We start from the raw sequence: 23920 nt of genomic DNA, 5'->3' as shown, positions 1-23920 counted from the left end.
GGCGCCGCAAGGCGCTCGGATGAGGGTGCCGACGGCGGCGTTCAGACGATGAGGTCAGGGCGTGGCCGACCTTCAGGCCGCCCGCAAACACCCCTCATCCGTCAGGCTACGCCTGCCACCTTCTCCCTCAAGGGGAGAAGGACCATTCCTGTTTGACCTCTTCGTCTGTTTCGTGCGCCAGTCGCGCCGCGCGCTCGGTCTCGAACCGTTCGGGCGCGAGTTGTGCCAGCGCCCAGATCGCCGCGCCGCGCACCACGGGGGCGGGGTCGTCCAGCAGGGCCTCGACCGGCGCGACCAGCGCAGCGTCCCCGGAATTGCCCGCCGCATAGAGGGCGTTGCGGATGAAGCGGTCGCGGCCGATGCGCTTGACCGGGCTCTTGGTGAACAGGGCGCGGAAGGCGGCGTCGTCCAGCGCCAGCAGGTCGATCAGCGGCGGCGACTTCAGCGCGTCGCGCGCCTGCAGCCGGGCCTCCGACGCGCTTTGGGCGAACTTGTTCCAGGGACAGGCGGCCAGGCAGTCGTCGCAGCCGTAGATGCGGTTGCCGGTCGCGAGGCGGAACTCGCGCGGCCAGGCGCCCGCATATTCGATGGTCAGATAGGAGAGGCAGCGTCGGGCGTCGATCTGGAACGGCGCCGGAAAGGCCTTGGTCGGACAGGCCTCCAGACACGCGGTGCAGCGGCCGCAGTGCTCAAGCTCGGCCGCGTCCGGCTCGATCTCGGCGGCGGTCAGGATGGTCCCCAGGAACAACCAGTTGCCGTGGGTGCGGCTAAGCAGATTGGTGTGCTTGCCCTGCCAGCCTAGCCCCGCGCGCTGCGCCAGCGGCTTCTCCATCAGGGGGCTGTGTCGACGAAGACCTTGACCTCCTGACCCAGCCGCGCGGCGATCTGACCGGCCAGGATCTTCAGCCGTCCCTTGATGACCTCGTGATAGTCGTCGCCGCGCGCATAGACGGAGATGTAGCCCGCCGACGCCTCCTGAAGCTCTGGCCGGGGGTCTTCGTCAGGGCCGTAGTTCATGCCCAGGACGATGGCCGTCTTGGCGCCGTCCCACATGGCGGTGGGGTGGGCGCGGCGCTCCAGCGTCGTCTCCATCCAGCCCATGTCGCCGTGCCGGCCTGCATCGACGAAATAGGCCAGCCGCTCGCCCGCGCTCCACGGCTCGGCGGCCGAGGCGAAGCGGCACACGCCGAAGCCCAGCTCGGCGGCGCGCTGTCGGATGAAGATGCGGGGATCGGCCGCCATGAGGGCGCTTTAGCCCTCCCGGCCCTCAGAAGTCGAGGTCGGCGTACCAGGGCGCGGGGTGGACGCCGGGGAAGCGGTCGCCCAGCAGGGGGCGGAAACAGGGGCGCGACTTCAGCTTGGAGTACCACAACTTCAGCGAAGGCCAGGATGCCCAGGCGATCTCGCCGAAATAGTCGAGCACCGACAGATGGCCCGCCGCGATCAGGTCGGCCTGGCTGAGCCGGCGCCCCGCCAGCCACTCGCGACCCGCCGCCAGCGGCTCCAGAACCGTCAGATGCCCCTTCAGGAATTCGCGTCCCTCGCGCAGCATCCGAGCGTCGGGGGCCCCATGCGCAGCAGCGGCTTCTCCATCCGCTCATGCAGCAGGACGGCGTCGACCTCGTCGGTGAAACGGCGGCTGAACCAGGTCGCCAGACGCCGGGCCTCCGCCCGCTCGGCCGGGTCGGACGGCAGCAGGAAGTCGCCCTTGGACCGGTCCTCCAGCCAGCCGAGGATGGCGTCCTGTTCGCACAGGGTCAGCCCCTGCCCTTCTCGGTCACGCTCAGCACCGGCGGCATGCCCGAAGGGTTCATCTCGAACAGGGGGCAGTCGCCCTCCCACGGGCGGACCAACTCCTCGCCGTACTCGACCTTGGCCTCGCCCAGCGCCAGCCGCGCCGTGCGCGAAGCCGGGTGAAAGGCGAAATGATACAGGACGGCGGGCGTGGACATTGTCCGCCTTCAATGCGCCCTCGCCCGTTAAGGCTCCGTTTACCGCGCGCGATTGTCGCAGGGCTCAGGACCAGGGGCCGACCCGCGCCGAGGGCGAGTCCGGCGCCTGGGGCGCCCGCGATCCAGACGGGGACGCTTCGGTTGAGGGCCCTTCAGAGCGGGGTGATGGGGGCGCATCGCGATCCGGCGTCTCAGGCCGCGGCGAGGCGAAGGCGCCGCCGTGCGGCTCTGCCGCGCCCCGGGGGTCGGCGTGGATCAGAATGTCGGCGTGGGGAAAGGCCTGCAACACCCGCTTTTCGGCGTCCAGGGTGATGTCGTGCGCGGCCTTCAGGCTGAGATCGGGGTCCAGGTCGACGTGCATCTGCACCATCAGCGCCTGCCCGGCCATGCGGGTGCGAAGTTGGTGGACGTTGGCGATGCGGGCGTCCTCAGTCACCGCAGCGACGATGGCGGCGCGCTCCGCGTCCGAGGCGGCCCGGTCCAGCAGGTGATCGGCCGCGCCCTTCAACAGATTCAACGCCCCCCAGGCCAGCCAGACCGCGACCACCAGGCCCGCCGCCGCATCCAGTCCCGGCGCCTGCAGCAGGGCGCCGGAGACGACGCCGATCAGCACCACGACGTTGGCGGCCAGATCGGCGGCGTAGTGGGCGCGGTCGCCCGCCACCGCCAGGGAGCCGGTCTTCTTCACCGCCTGCGTCTGCATCCACACCAGGCCGGCGGTGATGGCGATAGACAAGACGACCACGCCGATCGCCCATCCGCCCGAGGTGACGGGGCGCGGGTCGAAGATGCGCTGCACCGCCTCCCAGCCGATGAAGACGCTGGAGGCCAGCACCATGCCCGCCTGCACCAGGGAGGCCAGGCCCTCGGCCTTGCCGTGGCCATAGCGGTGCGATCGTCCGGCGGCAGGGCCGCCCAGCGCACGGCGACGAAGGTCGCCAGCGACGCGATCAGGTCCAAGGTCGAATCCGCCAGGCTGGCGAGGATGGAGACCGAGCCGGACGCCCCCAGGGCGAAGGCCTTCATGACGATCAGCAGGACCGCCGTCGCCACCGACAGGGTGGTGATCCGGCGGGTGGTCTCGTGGGCGGCGTCGAGGGGAGAGACGGTCATTTCCCGACCTTGTCGCCTAAAACCGCGCCCGCGCCAATGGCGGCGCGATGCCCGGGACGCTAAGGAAGGCGGACGCGACGCCGCACGGCGCGTGCCTGACCCCCGACCCTGGCGAACAAGACGGAGAATTCATGGCGGACTGGCTGATGGCGATCCTTCTGGGTCTGGTCGAGGGATTGACCGAGTTCATTCCGGTGTCGTCCACCGGCCACCTGCTGCTGCTGGGGCATTTTCTTGGCTTTCAGAGCACCGGCAAGACGTTCGAGATCGTCATTCAGCTGGGCGCCCTGCTGGCCATCATCAGCGTCTATTTCAAGCGACTGTGGACGCTGGCGACGCGCTGGCCTTTCGACGCCGAGGCGCGGCGCTTTCTGATCGGCCTGCTGGTCGCCTTCGCCCCCGCCGTGGTGATCGGCTTTCTGGCCTACGGCTTCATCAAGACGGTGCTGTTCGAGACGCCGCTGGTTATCTGCGTCGCCTTGATCATCGGCGGGGTGCTGCTGCTGTGGCTGGACCGGATGAACAAGATCCCGGCCTATCTGGACGCGGACCGTTATCCGTTCCGGGTCTACTTCCTGATCGGCCTGTTCCAGTGCCTGGCCATGATCCCCGGCGTGTCGCGCTCGGGCGCCACCATCGCGGGGGCTGCTGCTGGGCACGGACAAGCGCTCGGCGGCCGAGTTCAGCTTCTTCCTGGCCCTGCCGACCATGGGGGCGGCGGTGGCCTATGACCTGTTCAAGAACCGCGACGTGCTGGACTTCAGCGACCTGGGCCTGATCGCCATCGGCTTCATCGCCGCCTTCATCTCGGCCCTGGCCGTGGTCCGGTTTCTGCTCGACTTCGTGTCCAAGCGCGGCTTCGGCCCCTTCGCCTGGTGGCGGATCGCGGTCGGCGTCGTCGGCATCATCGGCCTGGCGGCGACGGGGGCGCTGTAGGCCATTTCCTCCCCACGCAGTGGGGAGGTGGATCGGCGGCGTAGACGCCGAGACGGGGGCGGTTTCGGGCCGGGCCGGCCCCTCCACCGCTTCGCGGTCCCCCTCCCCATTTCATGGGGAGGAAAAAGGCGCGCGTCAGGCGCCCGCCGAGGCGCTGGAAATCAGGCGGCGGGGCTTTCGGCGTACTGGCCGCCGGCGCGATAGCGCCACAGATAACCCGGGGCGATGGCCTCGATGCCCGAGGGCTCGACGCCGAGGTCGGCCAGGCCTTTGGCGCCCGGAGAGACGACGTTGTCCGTCTCCAGCAGCGTCACCTGATCCTTGGTCAGCTGCGGCGCCAGGCCGATCATGGCCGGGATCTGGGCCAGCGAGCCGATCATGCGCGCCACCGGGAAGGGCAGCGGCAGCAGGATGTTCCTGCGGTTGGTTTCGCGCAGGATGAACTTCAGGATGTCCTCAAAGGTCCACACCGACGGTCCGCCCAGCTCATAGGTCTCGCCCACAGCCTCGGGGGCGACGGAGGCGCGGGCGATGGCCTCGGCGGCGTCGGCGACATAGACCGGCTGGAACTTCGTCTGGCCGCCGCCGATCAGCGGCAGGACCGGCGACCAGCTGGCCATGGCGGCGAAGCGGTTCAGGAACTGATCGCCCGAGCCGAAGACGATCGACGGGCGCACGATCACCGCGCCCGGGAAGGCGGCGCGCACGGCGGCCTCGGCCTCGCCCTTGGTGCGGGCGTAGTCGGCCTTGCCGTCGGCATCGGCGCCGATGGCCGAGATTTGCGTCAGGCGCTTGACGCCCGCCGCCGCAGCCGCCTCGGCGACGTTGGTCGCGCCCTGGACGTGCAGGGTCTGGAACTTGCGGCCGCCGGTCTCGAACAGGATGCCGACCAGGTTGATCACGGCGTCGGCGCCGCGCACGGCCTCGGCGACGGCGGCCTTGTCGGTGATGTCGCAGCGCACGACCTGAACCTGGCCGACGTCGCCGGCCATGTGCAGCACGGGCGCGCTCTTGGCGTTGCGGGCCGCGACGCGCACGCGCCAGCCGCGACGGGCCAGGGCGCGCACCACCTGGGTCCCGATGAAGCCCGAGCCTCCGAACACAGTGACCAGACCGGGGGCGAAATCAGCCATCTCAGACGCTCCAAACGCCAAGCCCCGGCCGCAGACCCGGCCGGAGATAAAATCCTATGCGCGGGGCTTAACCGAAGCGGCCACGCCCCGCAACGAGAAGGGCGGGATCCGAGCGATCAATCCCTCCTAGTCGGCCCGGTGGACGATCTGTCCGTCGACCACCGTCAGCACGGCCCGGCCCTTGGGAATGTCGGCGGCGGGGACGGTCATCAGGTCGATGTCGAAGGCGGTGAAGTCGCCGCGCTTGCCGACCTCGATCGTGCCCAGCTCATTCTCGCGGAAGCTGGCGTAGGCCGGCCATAGGGTGAACATCTTCAGCGCCGTCGCCCGGTCCACCGCCTCGTTCGGGCGCCAGTCCGGCCCCTGGAAGCCGTTCAGGTCGCGGCGCGCCACGGCGGCGTAGAACTCGATCAGCGGGTCGCCGCGCTCGACCGGCGCGTCCGAGCCGCCGACCACGATCACGCCGCGGTCGACGAGGGTATGCCAGGCGTAGGCCCCGTCCAACCGCGCGTCGCCCAGGCGGTCGGCGGCGAAATGCAGGTCGCCGATGGCGTGGCTGGGCTGCATGGAGGCGATGATCGGCAGGTCGTTGAAATAGTGATAGTCGGCCGGCCGGATGATCTGGGCGTGCTCGATGCGCCAGCGCGGGTCGGCCAGCTTCCACTCGGACTTGGGCGTCGAGCGCAGGGCCTCTTCATACCAGGCGGCGACGTCGTGGTTGCCCTGGTCGCCGATGGCGTGGGTGGCGATCTGGATGCCCGTCCGCAGCGCCTGCTGATACAGCGGCATGACCTCGTCGCGCGAGGCCAGCATCAGGCCGGAGGTGTCGGGCCGGTCGGCATAGGGCTCGAACAGCTTGGCCCCGCGCGAGCCCAGGGCGCCGTCGGCGTAGATTTGATCGCCCGGGTGATGACGCGCCCGTCGCCCACGTCGCGCGGCCCGCCCGCCATCAGGGCGCGCGCATCGCCCATGTCGATGGCGTTGTAGACCCGCAGGGCGCCTCGCCCGCCTCGGCCATCGCCTCCAGCAGGGGCACGTCCTTCCACGGCGCGCTCATGAAGTGAACGCCGGTCCAGCCATAGCGGGCGTAGACGCCGAACCCGGCGCGGTAGGCCTCGCGCGTCGCCGCCGGGTCGGCCTCGGGCGTCAGGCCTTCGAGCAAGGTCATGGCGCCGTCGACCAGCAGGCCGGTCGGCTGTCCGTTTGCGTCCTTGAGGATTTCTCCGCCCGACGGGGTCGGCGTCGTCGCATCGATCCCTGCCGCCGCCAGGGCCGCGCTGGAGACCGCCCGCGCATGACCGTCGGCCCGGCTCAGCAGCACGACCCGGCCGGGCGCGGCGGCGTCGAGGTCGGCCGCGGTCAGGAAGCGCTTCTCGGGCCAGTGGGTCTCGATCCAGCCGCGCCCGACGATGACGCCTTCGGGGTGCGTCTCGGCCCAGGCCGTCAGGCGCGCCATGGCCTCGGCGAGCGAGGCCGCGCCTTCGAGGTTCAGCGTCATCTCGCGCCAGCCGATGCCGTCCAGGTGGGCGTGGCCGTCGGTGAAGCCGGGGAACAGCGTCGCGCCCTTCAGATCCACCAGTTCCAGCCCCTCGGTCGAGGGGCGCTCGCCGCCGCGCCGACATAGGCGATGCGCCCGTCGCGCACGACCACGACCTCGGCCGTCGGCTGGGCCTCGACGCCGGTATGGATAGTCCCGCCCCGGATCAACAGGTTCTGAGCGTAGGCCGCAGGCGCGGCGGCCAGCAACAGCGCGGCCGCCAGCGGCAGGGTCGTCTTCAGGGTTCGGGTCATCAGCGCCTCCAGTCGCGGCCAAGGGAGCCGCAGCCGCGCTTGGCGTCAAGCCGCCGCCGTCGCATGATCGGCCTATGAAACTGTTCACCATCGGCTACGAAGGCTCGACGCAAGCCCAGGTTCTCGACCGGCTGAAGGCCGCCGGGGTCGAGCTCGTGGCCGACGTGCGCGCCGTCGCCTCGTCCCGCATCGCCGGCTTCTCCAAGACCGTGCTGGGCGAAAGCCTGAAGGCGGAAGGGCTCGACTATCTGCAGCTGCGCGCCCTGGGCACGCCCAAGGCCGGGCGCGACGCGGCGCGCAAGGGCGACGTCGCGACCATGCAGGCGATCTTCAACGCTCATATGCAGGAGCCCGACGCCGAGGCGGCCTTCCAGCAACTGCGCCATGTCGCGGGCGAAAAGCGCGTCGCCTTGCTGTGCTTCGAGGCGGACGCCTGCGGCTGCCACCGCGCCGTCCTCGCCGACCGGCTGGCCCGCGAAGACGGCGTCGAGGTCGTGAACCTCTAGGTTACGGGCGCCCCACCACCTGATCGACAGAGTTGCTGGTCACCGGGTGATACAGCGGCCGGGCCTTGGCGTAGATGCGCGTGGCGATCGGGCGGCCCCAGTCGCCTTCGGCCCACAGGGTCTGGAACAGCGGCAGGACGAATTTGCGTCGGCCCTGGCTGGTCAAGAAACGCTCGGCCACAGCCGCCGCCGGCTCGTAGCGGTTGGCCAGGGCCGCTTGCAGCCAGGCGAAGGTGAGTTCGGCGTTGCCCTCGCTGTCCAGCTTCAGCGTGCGTTCCAGATCGGCCAGTTGCGCCGGGGTCAGCCAGTCGGCCCCCGCCGCCAGCCCCTGCGGGCGCCACGACAGGAAGCGCAGGCGCTGCTGGGTGTTCCAGTCCTTCCACGGCACAGCCGAGGCCGGGCCCTTGGCGACGTAGAAGGCCTCGGCCGCCGCATCCACGGGCTCGAAGGCCCGCGACACCGGCGCCTGGACGTTGGACGGCAGGCCGGGATCATAGACCCAGGCGTTCAGCTGCAGCCTTTGCTCCAGGCCCGCGTCGCCCTTGATCAGATGCGTGCGGATGTCCTCGAGGAACCGCTCCGACGTCATCGGCCGCCAGGCGTTGCGCTCGAAATAGCCGCGCAGCCAAGCGTCGAACCGCTCGCGCCCGGCGATCTGCTCGATGGTGCGCAGGAAGGCGGCGCCCTTGTCATAGGCGATGGTGTTCATGCCCTCGTCGGGATCGCGGCCCGCCAGTTCGAGATGCAGGCGGGTGTCGGCGGCGGCCAGCGTCTTCAGCTCGTCCTGCAGCCCGTCCCAGGCCAGCACCTGTTCCTGAACGGCGGCGTCGCGACCGTAGACCGCCTCCATGATCCGGTTCTCGAAATAGGAGGTGAAGCCTTCGTTCAGCCAGAAGTCGTCCCAGGTGGCGTTGGTCACCAGATTGCCCGACCAGGAGTGCGCCAGCTCGTGCGCCACCAGCGAGACCAGCGAGCGGTCTCCGGCGATGATGGTCGGGGTGGCGAAGGTCAGGCGCGGGTTCTCCATGCCGCCGAAGGGGAAGCTGGGCGGCAGGACCAGCAGGTCGTAGCGACCCCAGCGATAGGGGCCGTAAAGCGCCTCGGCCGCGTCGACCATCTGGGCGGTCGGCTGAAGCTCATGCGCCGAGGCCTGAAGCTGGCTGGGCTCGGCCCAGACGCCGGTGCGGGCGTCGAACGGGGCGAAGGCCAGGTCGCCGACCGCGACGGCGATCAGATAGGGCGGGATGGGGTTGTCCAGCTTGAAGCGCCAGGCCTTGGTCCCGGCGCGGCCGCCTCGCCGTTCGGCGTCAGTTGCTCGGCGGACATGACGACGGTCAGGTCGGCCGGGGCGGTGATCCGCGCGCTGTAAGACTGACGAATCCCCGGGCTGTCCTGGGTCGGGATCCAGGTGCGGGTCAGGATCGCCTGACCCTGACTGAACAGGTAGGGTTTCTGGCCGCCCGCCGTCTGCTGCGGGCTGAGCCATTGCAGCGCCGAGGCGTCGGGGCGGGTGGAATAGGCGACGACGATCTTCTGCGTCTCGCCGCCGCGGAAGGCCGGGAGGCGCACGCTGAGCGGCTGACCCTTGATCGGATCTGCGGCGCCCAGGCTCCAGTCCAGCGGACGGCCGGCGGCGTCGGTCACGGCCTTGATGTCCAGCATCTTGGCGTCCAGCACCACCTCGGTCGCGCCGGGACGGCCGGTCACGTCCAGCGTCGCCTTGCCTGACAGCGTCTTGGCGGCGAAGTCGGCAGCCAGGTCCAGATCGACGTGCGTCACCCGCGCCTCGGCCGGCCGCGCGTAGGAGTGGGCGTCGTTGACGTAATCGCTCGGGGGGACCGACGCGGCGGGCACCAGAGGCGTCATCGGCACGGCGTCTCCGGTCGTGGCGCAGGCGCCCAGGGATGTGGCGAGGGCGGCGGCTATAGCGAGGGCGGAAACCCGCCCGACCAGCTTCAGGGTCATCGAACGCTCCGTATTCAGATGCGCCCGAAGAGGCTCCTCGCGGCCGAAAGATCAAGTCTCGGCGACAACCGGCGGCAGATGGCGGGCCTTGAACAGCCGCCCCTGCTCGGCCGCCAGAACCAGCGCCAGAGCCGCCACGCCCAGCAAAGCGAAGCCGACCGTCATCGGCACCGTCGTGCCGTCGAACTGCTGGCCGATGGCGAAACCCAGCAGGGCGCCGCCGATGGAGGAGATGAAGCCCTGGGCCGAGGAGGCCGTGCCGGCGATGTGGCCCATCGGCTCCATGGCCATGGCGCCGAAGTTGCCGGCGATGAAGCCGAAGCAGAACATCTTGCAGGCCTGCATGGCGGCGAACATCCACAGGCTGTCATGGCCCAGCCAGGCGATCACGGCGTGCAGGACGCTGAAGCCGATGAAGCCGATCAGGGCGGCGTGGGCGATCAGGCGCGAGCCCAGCTTCTCGACCAGACGCGCGTTCAGGATCGAGGCCACGGCGATGCCCGCCGCCACCAGGGCGAAAACCACCGGGAACAGGCCGGGCGCCTTGAACACATCGAAGAAGATCTGCTGGGAGGAGTTGATGAAGCCGAACAGCGCCCCGCTGATGACCGTCATGGCCAGGGTGTAGCCCATGCCCTGACGGTGGGTGAAGGCGAAGCGGAAGGCGGCGGCGATCCGGCTGACGTCGATCGGCATCCGGTCTTCGGGATGCAGCGTCTCGGGCAGACGCAGGCCCGCCCAGATCAGGAAGGCCCCGCCCGACAGGGCGAAGACGCCGAAGATCCACGGCCAGGGCGCCACCAGCATGACCAACTGTCCCATCGCGGGCGCAATGATCGGCACGCCCAGAAAGACCAGGAAGCTGAGCGACATGACGCGCGCCATCGTCCGCCCGACATAGCGGTCGCGCACAATGGACACGGCCAGCACCCGCGTCGCCGCCGCGCCGATCCCCATGCCGATCCGCGACAGGATCAGCATGTCGAACGTATGGGCGAAGGCCGCCAGAATGCTGAAGACGACATAGACGCCGATGCCCGCGAACAGGGCCGGTCGCCGTCCATAACGGTCCGACAGCGGCCCATAGAACAGCTGAGCTACGCCGAAACCGAGCAGATAGGCGGTGATCACCCACTGGCGGCTGTTCTCATTGGTCACGCCCAGATCCTCGCCGATGTGCGGCAGGGCCGGCAGCATGGCGTCGATCGCCAGGGCGTTCAGCGCCATCATCACGGCGATCAGGCAAACGAATTCAGCGAAGCCCGGCCCCTTGGACGGAGTCTTGATCGCGGGAGAAGGGGCGCTGGTCATCGGCTCCAGATGCGGCCTGCGTCAGGCTGACGCAACCCCGGACCGGCGAAGTTTTCCGCACTGCAACAAAAAGTCAGGCGCTCCTTTTGCGCCGGATCTAACGCCCGCCGCCTAGGCCTTCACCTTGATCCGGGCCGTCACCGACATGCCGGGCGACAGGCGCTCGACGCCCTCCTGCCCCGGATCGACGGCGATGCGGACGGGGATGCGCTGGGCCACCTTGGTGAAGTTGCCGGTGGCGTTGTCGGGGCGGATGACGCTGAACTCGGAGCCGGTCGCGGGCGAGATGCGCTCGACCTTGCCGGTCAGGACGCGACCGCCCAGGGCGTCGACGGTGATTTCGACAGGCTGGCCGACGCGCACGTCGCGCATCTGCGTCTCCTTCATATTGGCCGTGACCCAGACCACGTCGGGGACCAGCGCCATGAACTGCGTCCCGACCGCGGCCTGCTGGCCCTGACGCACGGTCACCTCGCCCAGCCGGCCGTCGCGCGGCGCGGTGATGCGCGTATTGTCCAGATCGATCTGCGCCAGACGCACCTGGGCGCGGGCGTTCTCGACGGCGGCCTCCAGCGAGCCCTTGCCGACCACGGCCGAGGTGACGCCGGTCTGGGCCACCTCCTCGGCGGCGCGGGCCTGCGCCAGCTGGGCCTCGGCGGCGCGCAGGGCGTTCTGGGCCGTGTCCACCTGGGCCTGGGCGACCCAGCCGCCCTCGAAAAGGGCGCCAACCCGCGTGGCGTCGGCGCGGGCCTTGGTCACGGCCGACTGGGCGGCGGCGATGGCGGCGCGCGTCTGGGCCACCGATCCGCGCGCCGAGGCCTGGCTCTGGGCGGAGTTGGCCAGCGCCGCCTCGGCCGCGTGCAGGGAGGCCTGCGCCTGCTCCAGCCGCTGGCGATAGATGCGATCGTCGATGGTCGCCAGAAGTTGTCCCTGCTTCACCGTCTGGAAGTCCTGCACCTCGACCGAGGTCACATAGCCGCTGACCTGAGGGCTGATGATGGTCACCTGACCGCGCACATAGGCGTTGTCCGTCGTCTGCGGCCCGCCCGAGAAGGGCGGCAGGCGCCAGGCGTGAAGGATCAGGCCGATCCCCACCAGCGCCATGGCGATCAGGGCCACGCTCCACATCACGCGACGACCGTTGGACGGCGGCGGCGCGGCAGGAGTCGGCCCAGACGGAGGGGACGCAGGAGGCGCGGCGGCAGCGGACGGCGGGGGGCGGCGTCGGTCATGGTCTTGTCCGGTTCAATCGACGGCCGCCGCGACGGAGGCGGCGGCGTCGGAGGCTTGCGTCTGGGCCAGGCGGGCGGCGCGGCGCGCCTCCAGCCTGGGCCGGTAGTGGTTCAGGGCGACCCAGGCGGCGCCGATCGCGGCGGCCCCCGAGATCAGCAGGAAGACGTCGTTGTAGGCCAGCACCTGGGCCTGCTGGCTGACCTGCTGCTGCAGCAGGCGCAGGGCCGCGCCCTGACGCTGGGCTGCGTCGCCGATGACGTGGGCGTAGGCGCCGCCCAACTGCTGCAGGCGCAGCACGGTCTCCGGATCGCCCAGGCCGATGCTCTCGGACAGTTGGCTGGAGTGAAACTTCTCGCGCAGGGTCTGGATCGTGCCGACCAGGGCCGAGCCCATCAGTCCGCCGACGTTCTGGCCGATCGAGAACAGGACAATGAAGCTGACCATGTTCTTGCCCCCGCCCTGCAGCACCTGGCCGAAGCCCAGGATCATCGTCGGGCCGATGAAGAAAGCGGCGGCGAAGGCCAGAAGCGCCTGGCTGAAATAGAGCTGGGTCGGGCGCGTCAGCACGGTGGCGTGGCTGTCGATGAAGGCGCCGACGGCGATCATGACCAGGGCGATCGAGATCGGCTTCCACAGCTTCATCGGATTGAGGGTGAAGGCGCTGACCAGCGTCCCGGCCGCCGTGGCGACCAGCATGACCAGGAACAGGCCCTGCATCTGCTGCGGGACCAGCCCCATCTGTTGCAGGAAGCCGACCGCGCCGGTGGTCTGTTCCGACAGGACGATCCGCACCAGCAGGATGGCCAGCAGCAGCCGCACCAAGTCCCGGCCCGCCAGCCACTTGAGGTCGATCAGCGGGTTGGTCCGGTTGTATTCGATCAGGGCGGCGGCGGTCAGCAGCAGGATCGCCCCGACCAGGGCCCAGCCGATCCACGCCGCCTCGGTCCACCAGACGACGCGCCCCAGCCCCAGCACCGCCGTCAGCAGGGCCACCCCCGGCGCGAACAGGGCGAAGGTGACGAAGTCCAGTTTCTCAAACACGCGCACACGCTGCGACGGCGGCATCTTCAGGGCGAAGACGGCGGGCAGGGCGACCAGCACCAACCCCAGCTCGAACATGTAGAACGCCCGCCACTGATCCAGATCCAGCAGGCGCATGACGCCCAGCCGCGCCAGCGGAATGGCCAGACTGGACAGGCCGACGCCGATGATAATGCCCTTCAGCCGGTGCTGCGCTGGAAAGGCCTGGATGATGTAGAGGATGCCGAGGGTCGACATCCCCGCCGCCGCCATCCCGGCCACGCCGCGCACGACCAGGGTCGAGCCGAAATCCTCCAGGAACAGATGCGCCGCCGCCGTGGCCAGGAAGACGACCAGGATGATCTCGGTGAACAGGCGCAGGCCGTATTGCATGCGGAACTTGACCAGCAGCAGGTTCATGCAGGCGTTGGTCATGACGAACACCACGGGCAGCCAGGCCGCCTCGGTCATGGTCACGCCCAGGGCCCCGGCCAGTTGCGGCAGGTCGGCCGTCACGGCGGCGTTGCCCAGACTGCCGGTCAGGGCCACCAGCACCCCGACGAAGGCGTAGGCCAGCCGCCAGGGCGTCGTGTGATCCGGCGTCGCGGGCGAACCGGGCAGGACCGGCCGCTCGTGCGGCTTCAGGGTGGCGAGGTAATCCTCCCACGGCAGGTCCCAGTGACGGCGGCTCATGCGGCCTCGCCACGCGGCCGCACCGCGTCCAGCACCAGGGCCAGGGACCGCAGGCTGAGCGCCTCGCGCGCCTTCGCCGGCGCCGTCCGCGACGGGGCGCCCAGCATTAGGGCCAGGACGCGGATATCCTCGACGCTCAGATCCGGCCGCACCCGCCCCGCCGCCTGGGACACGGCCAGGGCCTCGGCGCCGGCGGCCTTTAAACCCTGACGGATCGGGGCCAGAGCCTCGTCCTTCAGATCGCGGATCGCGCTGGACAGGCCCGCGCTGTCCAGCATCAGCCGGGTCATCTGCTCCAGGAACCAGATGAAGACGTCCGGATCGTCCAGCCGCGCGCGGGTGCGCCCCGCCAGGTCGTCGATCTGCTTCAGGAAAACCGCCAGGGCCAGCTCGGAGCGATCGGCGAAGTTTCGATACAGGGTCGCCCGCCCGACCCCCGCGTGCTCGGCGATCAGGTGCAGCGGCGCATCCAGCCCGTCGCGCGCAAAGGCGGCCTGCGCCGCCTGAAGCAGCTTCTCACGACGTTCTGCGGCGTCTTGTCGCAACGGACGGGTCATGGCGCGCTAAGTGGACACGGGTGTCCGGTTGTTCAAGGGCTGTCTTGCCTTGAATGCGCAAGTCGCGCGCAAGCTGCGCCGCGAACGCCTTCGCGACGGAACATTTGGATATTGTCTGGAAGCCGGCTCAGGGGCCGGTGGTGCCGGTGGTCGGACTCGAACCGACACTCCTTGCGGAACCGGATTTTGAGTCCGGCGCGTCTACCAATTCCACCACACCGGCACGGCCTGGCTCAAGGCGGCGCAATCTAGCGACGGCTGAGGTCGCGTCAATCGATGAAGCGCAGCCGTCGCCAGTTTTTATCGGGTTGCTCAGGCCGGCTCGACCGTCTGTTCGATGGCGCCGAAGACGGTGCGGTTCTTGTCGTCCAGCATTTCAATGCGGACGGTGTCGCCGTGCTTGAGGAAGGGCGTCTTGGCGGCGCCGCTTTGGATCGTCTCGACGGTGCGGATCTCGGCGATGCAGCTGTAGCCCAGACCGCCTTCGGACACCGGCTTGCCGGGGCCGCCGTCGGCGTCCTTGTTCGACACCGTGCCCGAGCCGATGACGGTTCCGGCGCCCAGAGCGCGGGTCTTGGCCAGGTGGGCGATCAGGGTCCCGAAGTCGAAGGTCATGTCGACGCCCGCGTCGGCGCGGCCGAAGTCCTGGCCGTTGACCTGAACCAGCAGGGCGCCGGACAGCTTGCCGTCTTTCCAGCGGTCGCCCAGCGCATCGGGCGTGACGAAGACCGGCGACAGGGCGCTGGCTGGCTTGGACTGGACGAAGCCGAAGCCCTTGGCCAGTTCGCCCGGGATCAGGTTGCGCAAGCTGACGTCGTTGACCAGGCCGACCAGGCGGATCGAGGCCAGGGCCTCTTCGCGCGTGGCGCCCAGGGCTACGTCGCCGGTGACGACCACGATCTCGGCTTCAAGATCGCAGCCCCAGGCCTCGTCCTTCAGCGGGATGGCGTCGCGCGGCGACAGGAAGCCGTCGGAGCCGCCCTGATACATCAGCGGATCGGTCCAGAAGCTCTCAGGCATCTCGGCGCCGCGGGCTTTGCGCACCAGTTCGACGTGGTTCACGTAGGCCGAGCCGTCGGCCCACTGATAGGCGCGCGGCAGGGGGCGGCGGCCTCGTGCTCGCGGAAACGGCCGCGCGGCACGGCTTCATGCTCCAGGCTTTCGGCCAGGGCGCGCAGCAGCGGCTCGCACCGCTCCCAGTCGTCCAGCGCCGCCTGCAGGGTCGGCGCGATCAGGAAGGCGTCCGTGAACCAGTTCAGGTCATTCGAGACGACGACGAGGCGGCCGTCACGGCCGTGCTTGAGCGAGGCGAGTTTCATGAGCTGAAGCTAATCCGAAGCAGGGCCGGAGGGAAGTCTGCGCGAGGGGCGCAGGCGCGTCAGACGGTCTGGACGCCCGGCGGGCTGATGACGGCGCGCGCTTCGGCGCCGGTGCGCTTGGCCGGGTCGCGCACCTCGACCTCGATGATGATGGCGCCGACGGGGTCGTGCGCCCACAGATAGCGACGCTCGACCTCGACCTCGCGACCGGACGGGGCCATGCCCTCATAGGTGTCGCCCCAGGGGGTGATCGCCTTCATCTCGACCCAGCGCAGGGCGCAGGCGGCGTCCAGCTCCTCTATGGCCATTTCCGACAGTTCGTCGGCGTGGGGTTCGGGCGTTTCAGGGCTTACAGCCATCGACGGACCTTCTGGCGATAGGCCTCGTACTCGGGGCCGAAACGGGCGGACAGATAGCGCTCCTCGCGGGCGATGACGAAGCGGTCGACCACGATCAGGCAGGGGATCAGCAGGCCCAGGGCGATCGGACTGTCCATGGCGACCGCCAGCCCCAGATAGGTGATGGCGAACCCCAGATAGATCGGGTTGCGGCTAAAACGGTAGAGGCCGCCGGTGGCCAGCACCGTCGTCGGCTTCCACGGCTCGGGCGGGGTGCCGAGGCGGCGGAAATAGCCCGCCGCCGCCCCGTCCAGCAGCAGGCCGCCCAAGATCAATACGAGGGCGAGGCCGCGCCGAACCTCTGTCGCCAGACCGAGCGACGGCTCGCCCAGCCACTGGCCCAACCCCCAGCCGCCGAGCAGGAAGGCGAAATAGATGGCGGGCGGCGGCACGACGACGCCCGAATGATCGCCCCTGCCCGGCTTCATGGGCGTCAACGCGCGGCTTCTTCGTCGCCGTAGATGGCGACGCGCGCGGGCGAGGTCGAGGACACCGCGCCGCGATACATGCCCGAGGTGTTCATCGAGAAGGCGTGTACGCCGTCCTTGCCCATGACGATGACCCCGCCGTCGCCGCCGATCGAGCCGACCTCGGCGATCTCGGCGTCGGCCGCCTGTTGCACGGAGGCGCCCGTGGCGGTGCGCGCACAGATGTCGCGGGCCACGGTGGCGCGGATGAAGTATTCGCCCGAGCCCGTCGCCGAGACGGCGCAGCCGTCGGCGTTGGAGGCGTAGGTCCCAGCGCCGATGACCGGCACGTCGCCGACCCGGCCCCAGCGCTTGGCCGTCATGCCGCCGGTCGAGGTGGCGGCGGCCAGGCGGCCCTGGCTGTCCATCGCCACAGCGCCGACGGTGCCGAACTTGCGCTCGTCCAGCGGGGCTTCATGCAGGTTGAAGGCCAGGGGCGCGGCCGGGCCTAGACGGGCCGGTTCGGCCGGCGCGCCTTCGGGGCGCGGCGGCAGGGGCTGGCCGGCGTCGCGCAGGGCCTTCAGCAGGGCCTGCCAGCGGCTTTCGGTGAAGAAGAAGCCGGGGCCGACCTCTTCCAGACCCGCCGAGCGGGCGAAGGTCTCGGCGCCTTCGCCGATCAGCATGACGTGGGGCGACTTCTCCATCACCGCGCGAGCGGCGGCGATGGGGTGGCGCGTGCGGGTCAGGCCCGCGACGGACCCGGCGTTCAGGTCCGTGCCGTCCATGACGGCGGCGTCCAGTTCGTTCTTGCCCGCCGAGGTGAAGACGGCGCCGCGCCCGGCGTTGAACAGGGGATTGTCCTCCATCACCTCGACGGCGGCCTGAACCGCGTCCAGCGAGGAGCCGCCGCGCGCCAGCACGGCCGAACCGGCGTCCAGCGCCGCCTGCAGCCCGGCGCGATAGGCCGCGTCGCGCTCGGGGCTCAGTTGGGCGCGCTCGATCACGCCCGCACCGCCGTGGATGGCCAGCGACCAGGTCGGCCCCTCCTGAGCGAGGGCCGGCGCGGCCAGGACGGCGGCGGCCGCAGCAGCGGCGAAGGCGATGGACTTCATTTCAAGCTCCCCAGTGTGTTTCTCCTCCCCATTCCATGGGGAGGTGGATCGGACGCGTAGCGGACGACATGGAGGGGCTGCTTGGTTCCGCTGAAGAGACCCCTCCACCGCTTCGCGGTCCCCTCCCCATTCCATGGGGAGGAGAGCAAGGCTAGCGTTTCTGATGCAGGCGTCGCCAGACGCGATAGGCCAGGATCGGAGCGAAGCCGCAGACGAGGGCGGCGATCAGGACCATCCAGAACCCGCCCCCAGCCAGTATTCGCCCGCGAGCGCCCCGGCGCCGGCCGCCAGAAGCGGGCCGAGCCAGGGCAGCCAGTGCGGCGGCCGGAACCGCATTCAGGCGTCGACCTTGATGACGCCGCGACGGATCTGGTCCAGCTCGATCGAGTCGAACAGGGCCTGGAAGTTGCCGTTGCCGAAGCCTTCATTGCCCTTGCGCTGGATGATCTCGAAGAAGATCGGGCCGAAGGTGTCCTGAGTGAAGATCTGCAGCAGCAGGCCTTCCTCGTCCGAACCGTCGATCAGGATGCGGTTCTTACGCATCCGCTCCACGTCCTCGCCGTGGCCCGGCAGGCGTTTGTCGATCAGCTCGAAATAGGTCTCGATGGTGTCCTGGAACTCGACGCCGCGCGCGCGCATGGCCTCGACCGTCTCGAAGATGTTCTCGGTCGTCAGGGCGATGTGCTGGATGCCTTCGCCGTTGTAGCGACGGATGAATTCCTCGATCTGGGAATTCTCGTCCTGGCTCTCGTTCAGCGGGATGCGGATGGCGCGGTCGGGCGCGATCATGGCCTGGGAGAACAGGCCGGTCGCCTTGCCCTTGATGTCGAAATACTTCTGCTCCTCGAAGTTGAACACCGAGTTGTAGAAGCCCGACCAGGTCCGCATCTCGCCACGACGGACGTTGTGGGTCAGGTGGTCCAGGATCTCCAGACCGACGCTGTTCTTGCGCTCGGCCTCTTCCCAGCCCTCGATCTCGTCCCAGGCGTCATAGAGGGAGCCGGTCTCGCCATATTGGTCGATGACGTAGAGCAGGCTGCCGCCGATGCCCTGGAGCACATAGGGGTAGTCGTGCGCCAGCGCCCCGCCATGCACGCCCTCGGCGGCGCGGGCGCCGCGCGCCAGCGCGCCTTCATAGGCGGCCTTGGCGTCGGCGACGCGGAAGGCCATGCCGTTGGCCGATGGGCCGTGATCCTTGGCGAAGTCCGCCGCCTGTCCGGCGGGGGTGCGATGGACCAGCATGGTGATGTCGCCCTGCTTCAGGCGCACAACATCGTTGGCCGGGTTCACATGGGTCGGGGTGAAGCCCATCAGCTCCAGACGCGAAATCATCGCCTCGGGCTCGGGGCCGGTGAATTCGACGAACTCGAAGCCGTCGACGCCAAGGGGGTTTTCCTGGTCGAGTTTGGCGGCGTCCTGCATGACGCGTCTCCTCTCTCTTATGGTTTGGCGCGGCCGGGACCGTGATGGCGCGGCCGCTGATTGGGGCGGAACCTACTGGCGGGGCGGCATGGGGCGCAAGGCGGGTTTCAGCGGAAAGGGCGCACGTTCCGGTGTCGCAGCCGCGCCCTGACCTCTCGCCCGCATCGGCGCAGCCTGCTATCGGGCGGGATGACAAGAGGCGGGGGCCTCGATCAGGACGCCTGAATGCTGCGCAAGCTCTACGACTGGGTCTTCTCTCTGGCCCGCCATCGTCACGCCACCCGCTCGCTGGCCGTCGTCTCCTTCGCCGAAAGCTCCTTCTTCCCGATTCCGCCGGATGTGATGCTGGCGCCGATGGTGCTGGCCAAGCCCGAGCGCGCCTATTTCTATGCGGCGGTCTGCACCATCGCCTCGGTGCTGGGCGGCCTGCTGGGTTACGCCATCGGCTATTTTCTGGAGCCGGTGGGCCTGCAGATGCTGGCCTGGCTGGGCAAGGCCGATACGTTCGAGGCGTCCAAGGCCCTGTTCCAGCAGCACGGCGCCTGGGTCATCCTGATCAAGGGCCTGACGCCCATCCCCTTCAAGCTGATCACCATCGCCTCGGGCATCTTCCAGTTCAATCTGGCGCTGTTCATCGCCCTGTGCGTCGTGACGCGCGGCGCCCGCTTCTTCCTGGTCGCCTTCGTGCTCAAGCGCTGGGGGCCGCCGATGCTGGCGATCGTCGAAAAGCGGCTGGCCCTGTTCACCGTGCTGTTTCTTGTGCTGCTGGTCGGCGCCTTCTTTATAGTCAAGCTTATCGGACACTGATCGACGCCGCCCCCGGCACGGTTTATGAGAGGCGCCCGGTTCCTGTGAGGCGCACATGAGCGCGATCTACAATTGCTGACCCGCTGGTGGACGGCCTTCGCCCTGGCCGCCGCCCTGGCCATGCTGGGCGCCGCCCATGCGTTCGAGCGGTTCGGCGGAATGCCGCCGTGCAGCCTGTGTCTGAAGCAACGCGAGGTCTATTGGGCCGCCGTCGCCATCGCCGGAGCCGCGACCTTCTGGGCCCTGTTCAGCCGGGCCAGCCGGGGCACGCCGCGCATCGCCTCTTTCCTGCTGGCCGTCGTCTTTCTGACGGGGGCGGTCACGGCGGGTTATCATGCCGGAGGCGAGCTGAAGTGGTGGAACCTGCCCGCCACCTGCATGGCCGCGCCTTCGACCTCGATCGACCTGTCGGCGCTGACGGCGCTGCTCGACGGCACGGGCGGCAGCACGGCCTTCGTCTCCTGCGGCGACGTGCCGTGGAGTTTTGCGGGCCTGTCGATGGCGGGCTGGAACTTTGTCATCTCCCTGGCGCTGGCTATCATCAGCCTGCTGGCGGCGAAACGTCCCAAGGACGCGCGCGCGCCCAAGAGCTAAGAAGGGGCGTCATGACCCAATCCGCTGAAGACATCGCCGCCGCCCGCCGCATTCCTCTGCCGCGCCCCGGCGTCGGTCAGGACAAGGCGCGGCTGGCTGAAATGCTGCGCGTCGACCATGCGGGCGAGTTCGCCGCCGTCCACATCTACCGCGCCCAGCGCGCCGTGCTGGAAGGCCGCAAGGGCAAGGACGCCATCGCCGCCGACCTGACCGAGATGGAGGGGCACGAGGCCGTCCACCTGGCCCGCTTCGAGACCCTGCTGAACGAGAACCGGGTGCGCCCGACGGCCATGATCCCGCTGTGGAAGCTGGCGGCCACGGCGCTGGGCGCCGGGACGGCCCTGATTTCGGAAAAGGCGGCCCACGCCTGCACCGAGGCGGTCGAGAGCGTCATCGAGAAACACTATGCCGACCAGATCGAGGAAATCCGCGACCGCGACCCCGAACTGGCCGCCGAACTGACCAAGTTCCGCGAAGAGGAACTGGCCCACCACGACCACGCCATCGAGCACGGCAGCCGCGAAGCGCCCGCCTATCGCCTGCTCAGCAGCGTCATCAAAGTCGGTTGCAAGGCCGCCATCAAGATCAGCGAACGCATCTAGAGCCCTTCTCCCTCCCCTTTATGGGGAGGGTGGTCGCGTAGCGACCGGGTGGGGAGGACTTGGTGATCCCGGCCTCCGCGCCTGCACAGCCTTGCCGCCCCCACCCGGTTTCGCCCTGCGGGCTCAACCACCCTCCCCATGAAGGGGAGGGAGAGGCATCGGCGCTTGGCTTACCCCATCGCCGAGCCGACGCCGCGCCCGCCGCCGGGGACCGGCGCAACGTCCAGCAGCTTGAGGCGGAACACCAGCACGGCGTTGCCGGGGATCATCGGCGGGCCGCCCATCTCGCCGTAGCCCAGCTCGGGCGGCAGGAAGAGAATCCACTCGTCGCCCGGCTTCATCATCTGCAGGGCCTCGGTCCAGCCGGGCACCACCCCTCGGGCGAGAAGACAGCCGGGGCGCCGCGCTTGAACGAGCTGTCGAACACCGTGCCGTCCGTCAGCGTGCCTTCATAGTCGACCTTGACCAGATCGTTGCGGTCGGGGCTGACGCCGCCCGCCGGGCCTGAGGCCACGACCTTGTACTGCAGCCCGGACGGCAGGGTCTGGACGCCTTCTTCGGAGGCGTTCTGTTTCATGAAGGCGGCGGATTCGGCGGCGTTCTTCGCCAGGTCCTCGGGCGCGGCGGCCGGGCGGCCGCAGGCGGCCAGGGCCAGCAGGGCGGTCGCGGCGAGGGCGGCGGCGGCCGGGCGTTTAGCCCATGCGAAGTTCATAACCCTGATCCTTCAAGGCGGCGCCGATTTCCTCGGCATGACGGGCGTCGCGGGTCTCGACCATGATGTCGAACTCGGCGCCCTTGGCGGGCACGTCCAGCGCCAGCCGGTTGTGCACGACGTCGATGATATTGCCGCCCAGCCCGCCGATCACGGCGGCCATGGCCGACAGCATGCCGGGGCGGTCGTCGCCCAGGATGCGATAGACGATCAGTCGCTTCTCGCGGACCATTTCGCGGTTCAGCACCACGGCCAGCATGCGGGCGTCGATGTTGCCGCCGGTCAGTTCGACGCCGATCTTCATGCCCTTGAAGCGTTCGGGGTTGGCCAGGATGGCGGCCAGGCCGCCCGCCCCGGCGCCCTCGGCCACCGTCTTCTCCAGCGTCGCCAGCAGGGCCACGCCCTTTTCGAAATCAGCCTCATCGCAGACGAAGACCTCGTCGATCAGGCTGTCGACCAAGGCGAAGGGGATCTCGCCCACGGCCTTGATGGCGATGCCCTCGGCGATCGTCTGGCCGCTGCATTTGGCGGGCTCGCCGCGACGGCGCGCGGTGAAGGACGGATAGCGGGCGGCCTCGACGCCGAAGATCTTGATGTCCGGCTTGACCGCCTTGGCGGCGATGGCGCTGCCCGCGATCAGACCGCCGCCGCCGATGGGGATGATCAGGGCGTCCAGGTCCGGCGCGTCCTCGACGAACTCCAGGCCGCAGACCCCCTGCCCCGCCACAATGCCCTCATCGTCGAAGGCCGATACGAAGACGTAGCCGTGCTCGACCTGAAGCCGCTTGGCCTCCTCGGTCGAGGCCGAGAAGTCGAGGCCGTGGATGACGACATTGGCGCCGTGGGCGCGGGTGCCGTCCACCTTCACGAAGGGGTGCCCTCGGGCATGACGATGGTCACGGGCACGCCCAGACGGCCGCCGTGATAGGCCAGGGCCTGGGCGTGGTTGCCCGCCGAGGCGGCGACGACGCCGCGCTTCTTCTCGTCCGGGGTCAGCTGCAGCAGCCGGTTCAGGGCGCCGCGCTCCTTGAAGCTGCCGGTGAAGTGCAGATTGTCGAACTTGATCCAGATCTCGGCGCCGGTCAGCTGCGACAGGCGGCGCGAGTAACGGACGGGCGTGCGGTCGACCTGGCCGGCGATACGCTGCTGCGCCGCCCGGATGTCGTCGATGGTGACGGTCATGAAGTCCCTAAATTCAGTGTGGCCGGCCTCTGTCGTCCGGTCTCCGGCGCCTCTTGTGGAACAGGCTGCGGCGGCGGGCAACCTTGACTCACCCCTGCGACGGGGCTCATGCCGGAACACGCCTGATCGAGTAAAGCCGGAGCCGACCCACGATGACCGACCGTCCCTCGAACGCGCGCCGCTCGCGCCGGATCGCCCTCGCCGCCGTGGCGGTCGCCGGACTGACGCTGGCCGCCTGCGCCACCACGCCGATGGGCGGCGGGACCACCGGCCCGGCCGTCTTCAGCGCCGACGACTTCGCCTGGTCGGCGCGCGCCGGTCAGGGATCGATCAACGGCCGTGTCGAATTCATTCAGGACGGCCGCGCCTTCCAGTGCGTCGGCAATGTCGGCCTGATCCCCGACACCCCCTACACCCGCGCCCGGATGCAGCGCCTGTACGGCTCGACCGAACGCGCCGCCGTGCCCGCCGCCGTGGTGCGCGCCCGCTCGGCCGGGGAACAGGGCGCCGACTATCGCTCGTTCGAGCGGGCCGAAGCCTGTACGGATAACGGCTTCCGCTTCACCGGCCTGCCCGACGGCGGCTGGTTCCTGATCTCGCCGGTCAAGGCGGGAGACGAGATCGTGGTGGTTATGCGCCGGGTTCAGACGCGCGGCGGGCGCGCCATCAGCGTCAACCTTGGCCATTGACAACGCAGGCGATTACAAAATCCGACCGGCGTTCGCCATCCTTTGGCCTTATCGGGCCGCTCTCTGACTCGTCCGCTACAGGACAGTCGGGAGCGTATTCTTGTCCCAGCATAACATCGTGGGCTCCGAGGCCTTCAGCAATCGACAGTATGTGCTGATCACGCACGTCAGATCGAGCGGTTCACGCCGCCGTCGCGCGCGCGCCATGACCGCCTATGTGGTGGTCGCGGCCCTGGCCCTGTCGGCGGGCGCCGCCGCGGCCGCCTTCGCCCTGGGGCCCTTCCTGGTGGGGACGCCGGCGAGCCTCGGCTACGCTCGCGGCCGAGGCGCCTTCGCCCAGCCTGCCGACGCCGCCCGCCCCCTGATCCGTGCCCTCGCGCGGCGGACCCCGTGCGTCAGCATGTCCGATCAATGCGCTTGCAAGTGCGAGTGATTATTACTATCCCATCCATCTTGACGATGCATG

At 69.4% G+C, this 23920-nt stretch carries 20 protein-coding genes, 1 tRNA gene and 7 pseudogenes; 7 read left to right on the top strand and 21 right to left on the bottom strand.

Annotated elements, in window-relative coordinates; genetic code table 11:
* Window positions 1–127: 127 nt before the first annotated feature.
* The 3 pseudogenes from queG to V8F63_RS06735 form a co-directional block, all read right to left on the bottom strand.
* Window positions 128–1242 (bottom strand): annotated as a pseudogene (queG, locus tag V8F63_RS06745) (tRNA epoxyqueuosine(34) reductase QueG).
* Window positions 1243–1267: 25 nt separating this feature from the next.
* Window positions 1268–1952, bottom strand: a pseudogene (locus V8F63_RS06740) (glutathione S-transferase family protein).
* A 64-nt stretch (window positions 1953–2016) separates the two neighbouring features.
* Window positions 2017–3065: pseudogene (locus V8F63_RS06735) on the bottom strand (cation diffusion facilitator family transporter).
* 131 nt (window positions 3066–3196) lie between these two features.
* Between V8F63_RS06735 and V8F63_RS06730 the strand changes: the two are divergent.
* Window positions 3197–4001: pseudogene (locus tag V8F63_RS06730) on the top strand (undecaprenyl-diphosphate phosphatase).
* Between the two features lie 161 nt (window positions 4002–4162).
* Here the strand turns inward: V8F63_RS06730 and V8F63_RS06725 are convergent.
* From V8F63_RS06725 to V8F63_RS06710, 4 genes are all read right to left on the bottom strand, one after another.
* Window positions 4163–5134 (bottom strand): complex I NDUFA9 subunit family protein, encoded by a 972-nt coding sequence (locus V8F63_RS06725; protein ID WP_392354845.1) that lies wholly within the window; start codon window positions 5132–5134, stop codon window positions 4163–4165.
* A gap of 126 nt (window positions 5135–5260) precedes the next feature.
* Complete coding sequence (locus V8F63_RS06720) at window positions 5261–5989, bottom strand: amidohydrolase family protein (protein WP_392355053.1); 729 nt, start codon at window positions 5987–5989, stop codon at window positions 5261–5263.
* 94 nt (window positions 5990–6083) lie between these two features.
* Window positions 6084–6710: an amidohydrolase family protein gene (locus tag V8F63_RS06715; RefSeq protein WP_392354844.1), complete on the bottom strand. Its 627-nt coding sequence runs from the start codon at window positions 6708–6710 to the stop codon at window positions 6084–6086.
* Complete coding sequence (locus tag V8F63_RS06710; RefSeq protein WP_392354843.1) at window positions 6701–6925, bottom strand: hypothetical protein; 225 nt, start codon at window positions 6923–6925, stop codon at window positions 6701–6703. Before V8F63_RS06710 ends, V8F63_RS06715 begins: the two co-directional genes overlap by 10 nt.
* Before the next feature lie 74 nt (window positions 6926–6999).
* On the opposite strand from V8F63_RS06710, the gene V8F63_RS06705 reads away from it, so the two are divergent.
* Window positions 7000–7431 carry a DUF488 domain-containing protein gene (locus V8F63_RS06705; protein WP_313633789.1) on the top strand — a complete coding sequence of 144 codons (432 nt, stop codon included), beginning with the start codon at window positions 7000–7002 and terminating at the stop codon, window positions 7429–7431.
* A gap of 1 nt (window position 7432) precedes the next feature.
* Here V8F63_RS06705 and V8F63_RS06700 read toward each other — a convergent pair whose 3' ends face one another.
* The 12 genes and pseudogenes from V8F63_RS06700 to hppD form a co-directional block, all read right to left on the bottom strand.
* Window positions 7433–8548 (bottom strand): leukotriene A4 hydrolase C-terminal domain-containing protein, encoded by a 1116-nt coding sequence (locus V8F63_RS06700; protein WP_392354842.1) that lies wholly within the window; start codon window positions 8546–8548, stop codon window positions 7433–7435.
* A gap of 113 nt (window positions 8549–8661) precedes the next feature.
* On the bottom strand, window positions 8662–9396 hold the full coding sequence (locus V8F63_RS06695; protein ID WP_392354841.1) for a hypothetical protein: 735 nt from the start codon (window positions 9394–9396) through the stop codon (window positions 8662–8664).
* A gap of 51 nt (window positions 9397–9447) precedes the next feature.
* Window positions 9448–10707 (bottom strand): multidrug effflux MFS transporter, encoded by a 1260-nt coding sequence (locus V8F63_RS06690; RefSeq protein WP_025976175.1) that lies wholly within the window; start codon window positions 10705–10707, stop codon window positions 9448–9450.
* A gap of 111 nt (window positions 10708–10818) precedes the next feature.
* On the bottom strand, window positions 10819–11835 hold the full coding sequence (locus V8F63_RS06685; protein ID WP_392355052.1) for an HlyD family secretion protein: 1017 nt from the start codon (window positions 11833–11835) through the stop codon (window positions 10819–10821).
* A 117-nt stretch (window positions 11836–11952) separates the two neighbouring features.
* Window positions 11953–13653 carry an MFS transporter gene (locus V8F63_RS06680; RefSeq protein ID WP_278070317.1) on the bottom strand — a complete coding sequence of 567 codons (1701 nt, stop codon included), beginning with the start codon at window positions 13651–13653 and terminating at the stop codon, window positions 11953–11955.
* On the bottom strand, window positions 13650–14210 hold the full coding sequence (locus tag V8F63_RS06675; RefSeq protein WP_278070316.1) for a TetR family transcriptional regulator: 561 nt from the start codon (window positions 14208–14210) through the stop codon (window positions 13650–13652). Before V8F63_RS06675 ends, V8F63_RS06680 begins: the two co-directional genes overlap by 4 nt.
* 138 nt (window positions 14211–14348) lie before the next feature.
* Window positions 14349–14433, bottom strand: a tRNA-Leu gene (locus V8F63_RS06670).
* Window positions 14434–14522: 89 nt separating this feature from the next.
* A pseudogene (locus tag V8F63_RS06665) lies at window positions 14523–15529 on the bottom strand (fumarylacetoacetate hydrolase family protein).
* A gap of 59 nt (window positions 15530–15588) precedes the next feature.
* Complete coding sequence (locus tag V8F63_RS06660; RefSeq protein ID WP_025976170.1) at window positions 15589–15888, bottom strand: hypothetical protein; 300 nt, start codon at window positions 15886–15888, stop codon at window positions 15589–15591.
* Complete coding sequence (locus V8F63_RS06655; RefSeq protein WP_278070953.1) at window positions 15879–16355, bottom strand: isoprenylcysteine carboxylmethyltransferase family protein; 477 nt, start codon at window positions 16353–16355, stop codon at window positions 15879–15881. The genes V8F63_RS06660 and V8F63_RS06655 overlap by 10 nt, the downstream gene beginning before the upstream one ends.
* A 5-nt stretch (window positions 16356–16360) precedes the next feature.
* Window positions 16361–17446 carry an isoaspartyl peptidase/L-asparaginase gene (locus V8F63_RS06650; protein WP_392354840.1) on the bottom strand — a complete coding sequence of 362 codons (1086 nt, stop codon included), beginning with the start codon at window positions 17444–17446 and terminating at the stop codon, window positions 16361–16363.
* Window positions 17447–17782: 336 nt separating this feature from the next.
* A complete protein-coding gene (gene hppD / locus V8F63_RS06645; protein ID WP_278070313.1) occupies window positions 17783–18868 on the bottom strand; it encodes a 4-hydroxyphenylpyruvate dioxygenase in 1086 nt (361 codons plus the stop codon).
* Window positions 18869–19093: 225 nt separating this feature from the next.
* Between hppD and V8F63_RS06640 the strand changes: the two genes are divergently transcribed.
* The 3 genes from V8F63_RS06640 to V8F63_RS06630 all read left to right on the top strand — a co-directional run bounded on the left by V8F63_RS06640 (window position 19094) and on the right by V8F63_RS06630 (window position 20871).
* Window positions 19094–19675, top strand: a complete 582-nt coding sequence (locus V8F63_RS06640; protein WP_119412627.1) for a YqaA family protein — start codon at window positions 19094–19096, stop codon at window positions 19673–19675.
* Between the two features lie 72 nt (window positions 19676–19747).
* A complete protein-coding gene (locus V8F63_RS06635) occupies window positions 19748–20269 on the top strand; it encodes a disulfide bond formation protein B (RefSeq protein ID WP_392354839.1) in 522 nt (173 codons plus the stop codon).
* Between the two features lie 11 nt (window positions 20270–20280).
* Complete coding sequence (locus tag V8F63_RS06630) at window positions 20281–20871, top strand: demethoxyubiquinone hydroxylase family protein (RefSeq protein WP_119412626.1); 591 nt, start codon at window positions 20281–20283, stop codon at window positions 20869–20871.
* Between the two features lie 170 nt (window positions 20872–21041).
* Here V8F63_RS06630 and V8F63_RS06625 read toward each other — a convergent pair.
* Together V8F63_RS06625 and V8F63_RS06620 are read right to left on the bottom strand one after the other, a co-directional pair.
* Window positions 21042–21583: pseudogene (locus tag V8F63_RS06625) on the bottom strand (FKBP-type peptidyl-prolyl cis-trans isomerase).
* Window positions 21564–22765, bottom strand: a pseudogene (locus tag V8F63_RS06620) (threonine ammonia-lyase). Before V8F63_RS06620 ends, V8F63_RS06625 begins: the two co-directional pseudogenes overlap by 20 nt.
* 152 nt (window positions 22766–22917) lie before the next feature.
* Between V8F63_RS06620 and V8F63_RS06615 the strand changes: the two are divergent.
* Together V8F63_RS06615 and V8F63_RS06610 are read left to right on the top strand one after the other, a co-directional pair.
* Window positions 22918–23454, top strand: coding sequence for a hypothetical protein (locus V8F63_RS06615; protein WP_392354838.1), 537 nt, complete (start codon window positions 22918–22920; stop codon window positions 23452–23454).
* A gap of 100 nt (window positions 23455–23554) precedes the next feature.
* Complete coding sequence (locus tag V8F63_RS06610) at window positions 23555–23887, top strand: hypothetical protein (protein WP_392354837.1); 333 nt, start codon at window positions 23555–23557, stop codon at window positions 23885–23887.
* Window positions 23888–23920 lie beyond the last annotated feature (33 nt).

The organism is Brevundimonas sp. LF-1, from assembly GCF_037055305.1.
In the GTDB taxonomy this organism is placed as follows: domain Bacteria; phylum Pseudomonadota; class Alphaproteobacteria; order Caulobacterales; family Caulobacteraceae; genus Brevundimonas; species Brevundimonas sanguinis.
The sequence above is the reverse complement of the archived record's forward strand: the minus strand, read 5'-3'. Positions and strand labels throughout refer to the sequence as shown.

Coding starts and splice junctions, on each gene's coding strand:
- V8F63_RS06725 (WP_392354845.1), bottom strand. CDS start 5,134: ATGGCTGATTTCGCCCCCGGTCTGGTCACTGTGTTCGGAGGCTCGGGC.
- V8F63_RS06710 (WP_392354843.1), bottom strand. CDS start 6,925: ATGACCCGAACCCTGAAGACGACCCTGCCGCTGGCGGCCGCGCTGTTG.
- V8F63_RS06705 (WP_313633789.1), top strand. CDS start 7,000: ATGAAACTGTTCACCATCGGCTACGAAGGCTCGACGCAAGCCCAGGTT.
- V8F63_RS06700 (WP_392354842.1), bottom strand. CDS start 8,548: ATGGTCGACGCGGCCGAGGCGCTTTACGGCCCCTATCGCTGGGGTCGC.
- V8F63_RS06695 (WP_392354841.1), bottom strand. CDS start 9,396: ATGACCCTGAAGCTGGTCGGGCGGGTTTCCGCCCTCGCTATAGCCGCC.
- V8F63_RS06690 (WP_025976175.1), bottom strand. CDS start 10,707: ATGACCAGCGCCCCTTCTCCCGCGATCAAGACTCCGTCCAAGGGGCCG.
- V8F63_RS06685 (WP_392355052.1), bottom strand. CDS start 11,835: ATGTGGAGCGTGGCCCTGATCGCCATGGCGCTGGTGGGGATCGGCCTG.
- V8F63_RS06680 (WP_278070317.1), bottom strand. CDS start 13,653: ATGAGCCGCCGTCACTGGGACCTGCCGTGGGAGGATTACCTCGCCACC.
- V8F63_RS06675 (WP_278070316.1), bottom strand. CDS start 14,210: ATGACCCGTCCGTTGCGACAAGACGCCGCAGAACGTCGTGAGAAGCTG.
- V8F63_RS06660 (WP_025976170.1), bottom strand. CDS start 15,888: ATGGCTGTAAGCCCTGAAACGCCCGAACCCCACGCCGACGAACTGTCG.
- V8F63_RS06655 (WP_278070953.1), bottom strand. CDS start 16,355: ATGAAGCCGGGCAGGGGCGATCATTCGGGCGTCGTCGTGCCGCCGCCC.
- V8F63_RS06650 (WP_392354840.1), bottom strand. CDS start 17,446: ATGAAGTCCATCGCCTTCGCCGCTGCTGCGGCCGCCGCCGTCCTGGCC.
- hppD (WP_278070313.1), bottom strand. CDS start 18,868: ATGCAGGACGCCGCCAAACTCGACCAGGAAAACCCCCTTGGCGTCGAC.
- V8F63_RS06640 (WP_119412627.1), top strand. CDS start 19,094: ATGCTGCGCAAGCTCTACGACTGGGTCTTCTCTCTGGCCCGCCATCGT.
- V8F63_RS06630 (WP_119412626.1), top strand. CDS start 20,281: ATGACCCAATCCGCTGAAGACATCGCCGCCGCCCGCCGCATTCCTCTG.
- V8F63_RS06615 (WP_392354838.1), top strand. CDS start 22,918: ATGACCGACCGTCCCTCGAACGCGCGCCGCTCGCGCCGGATCGCCCTC.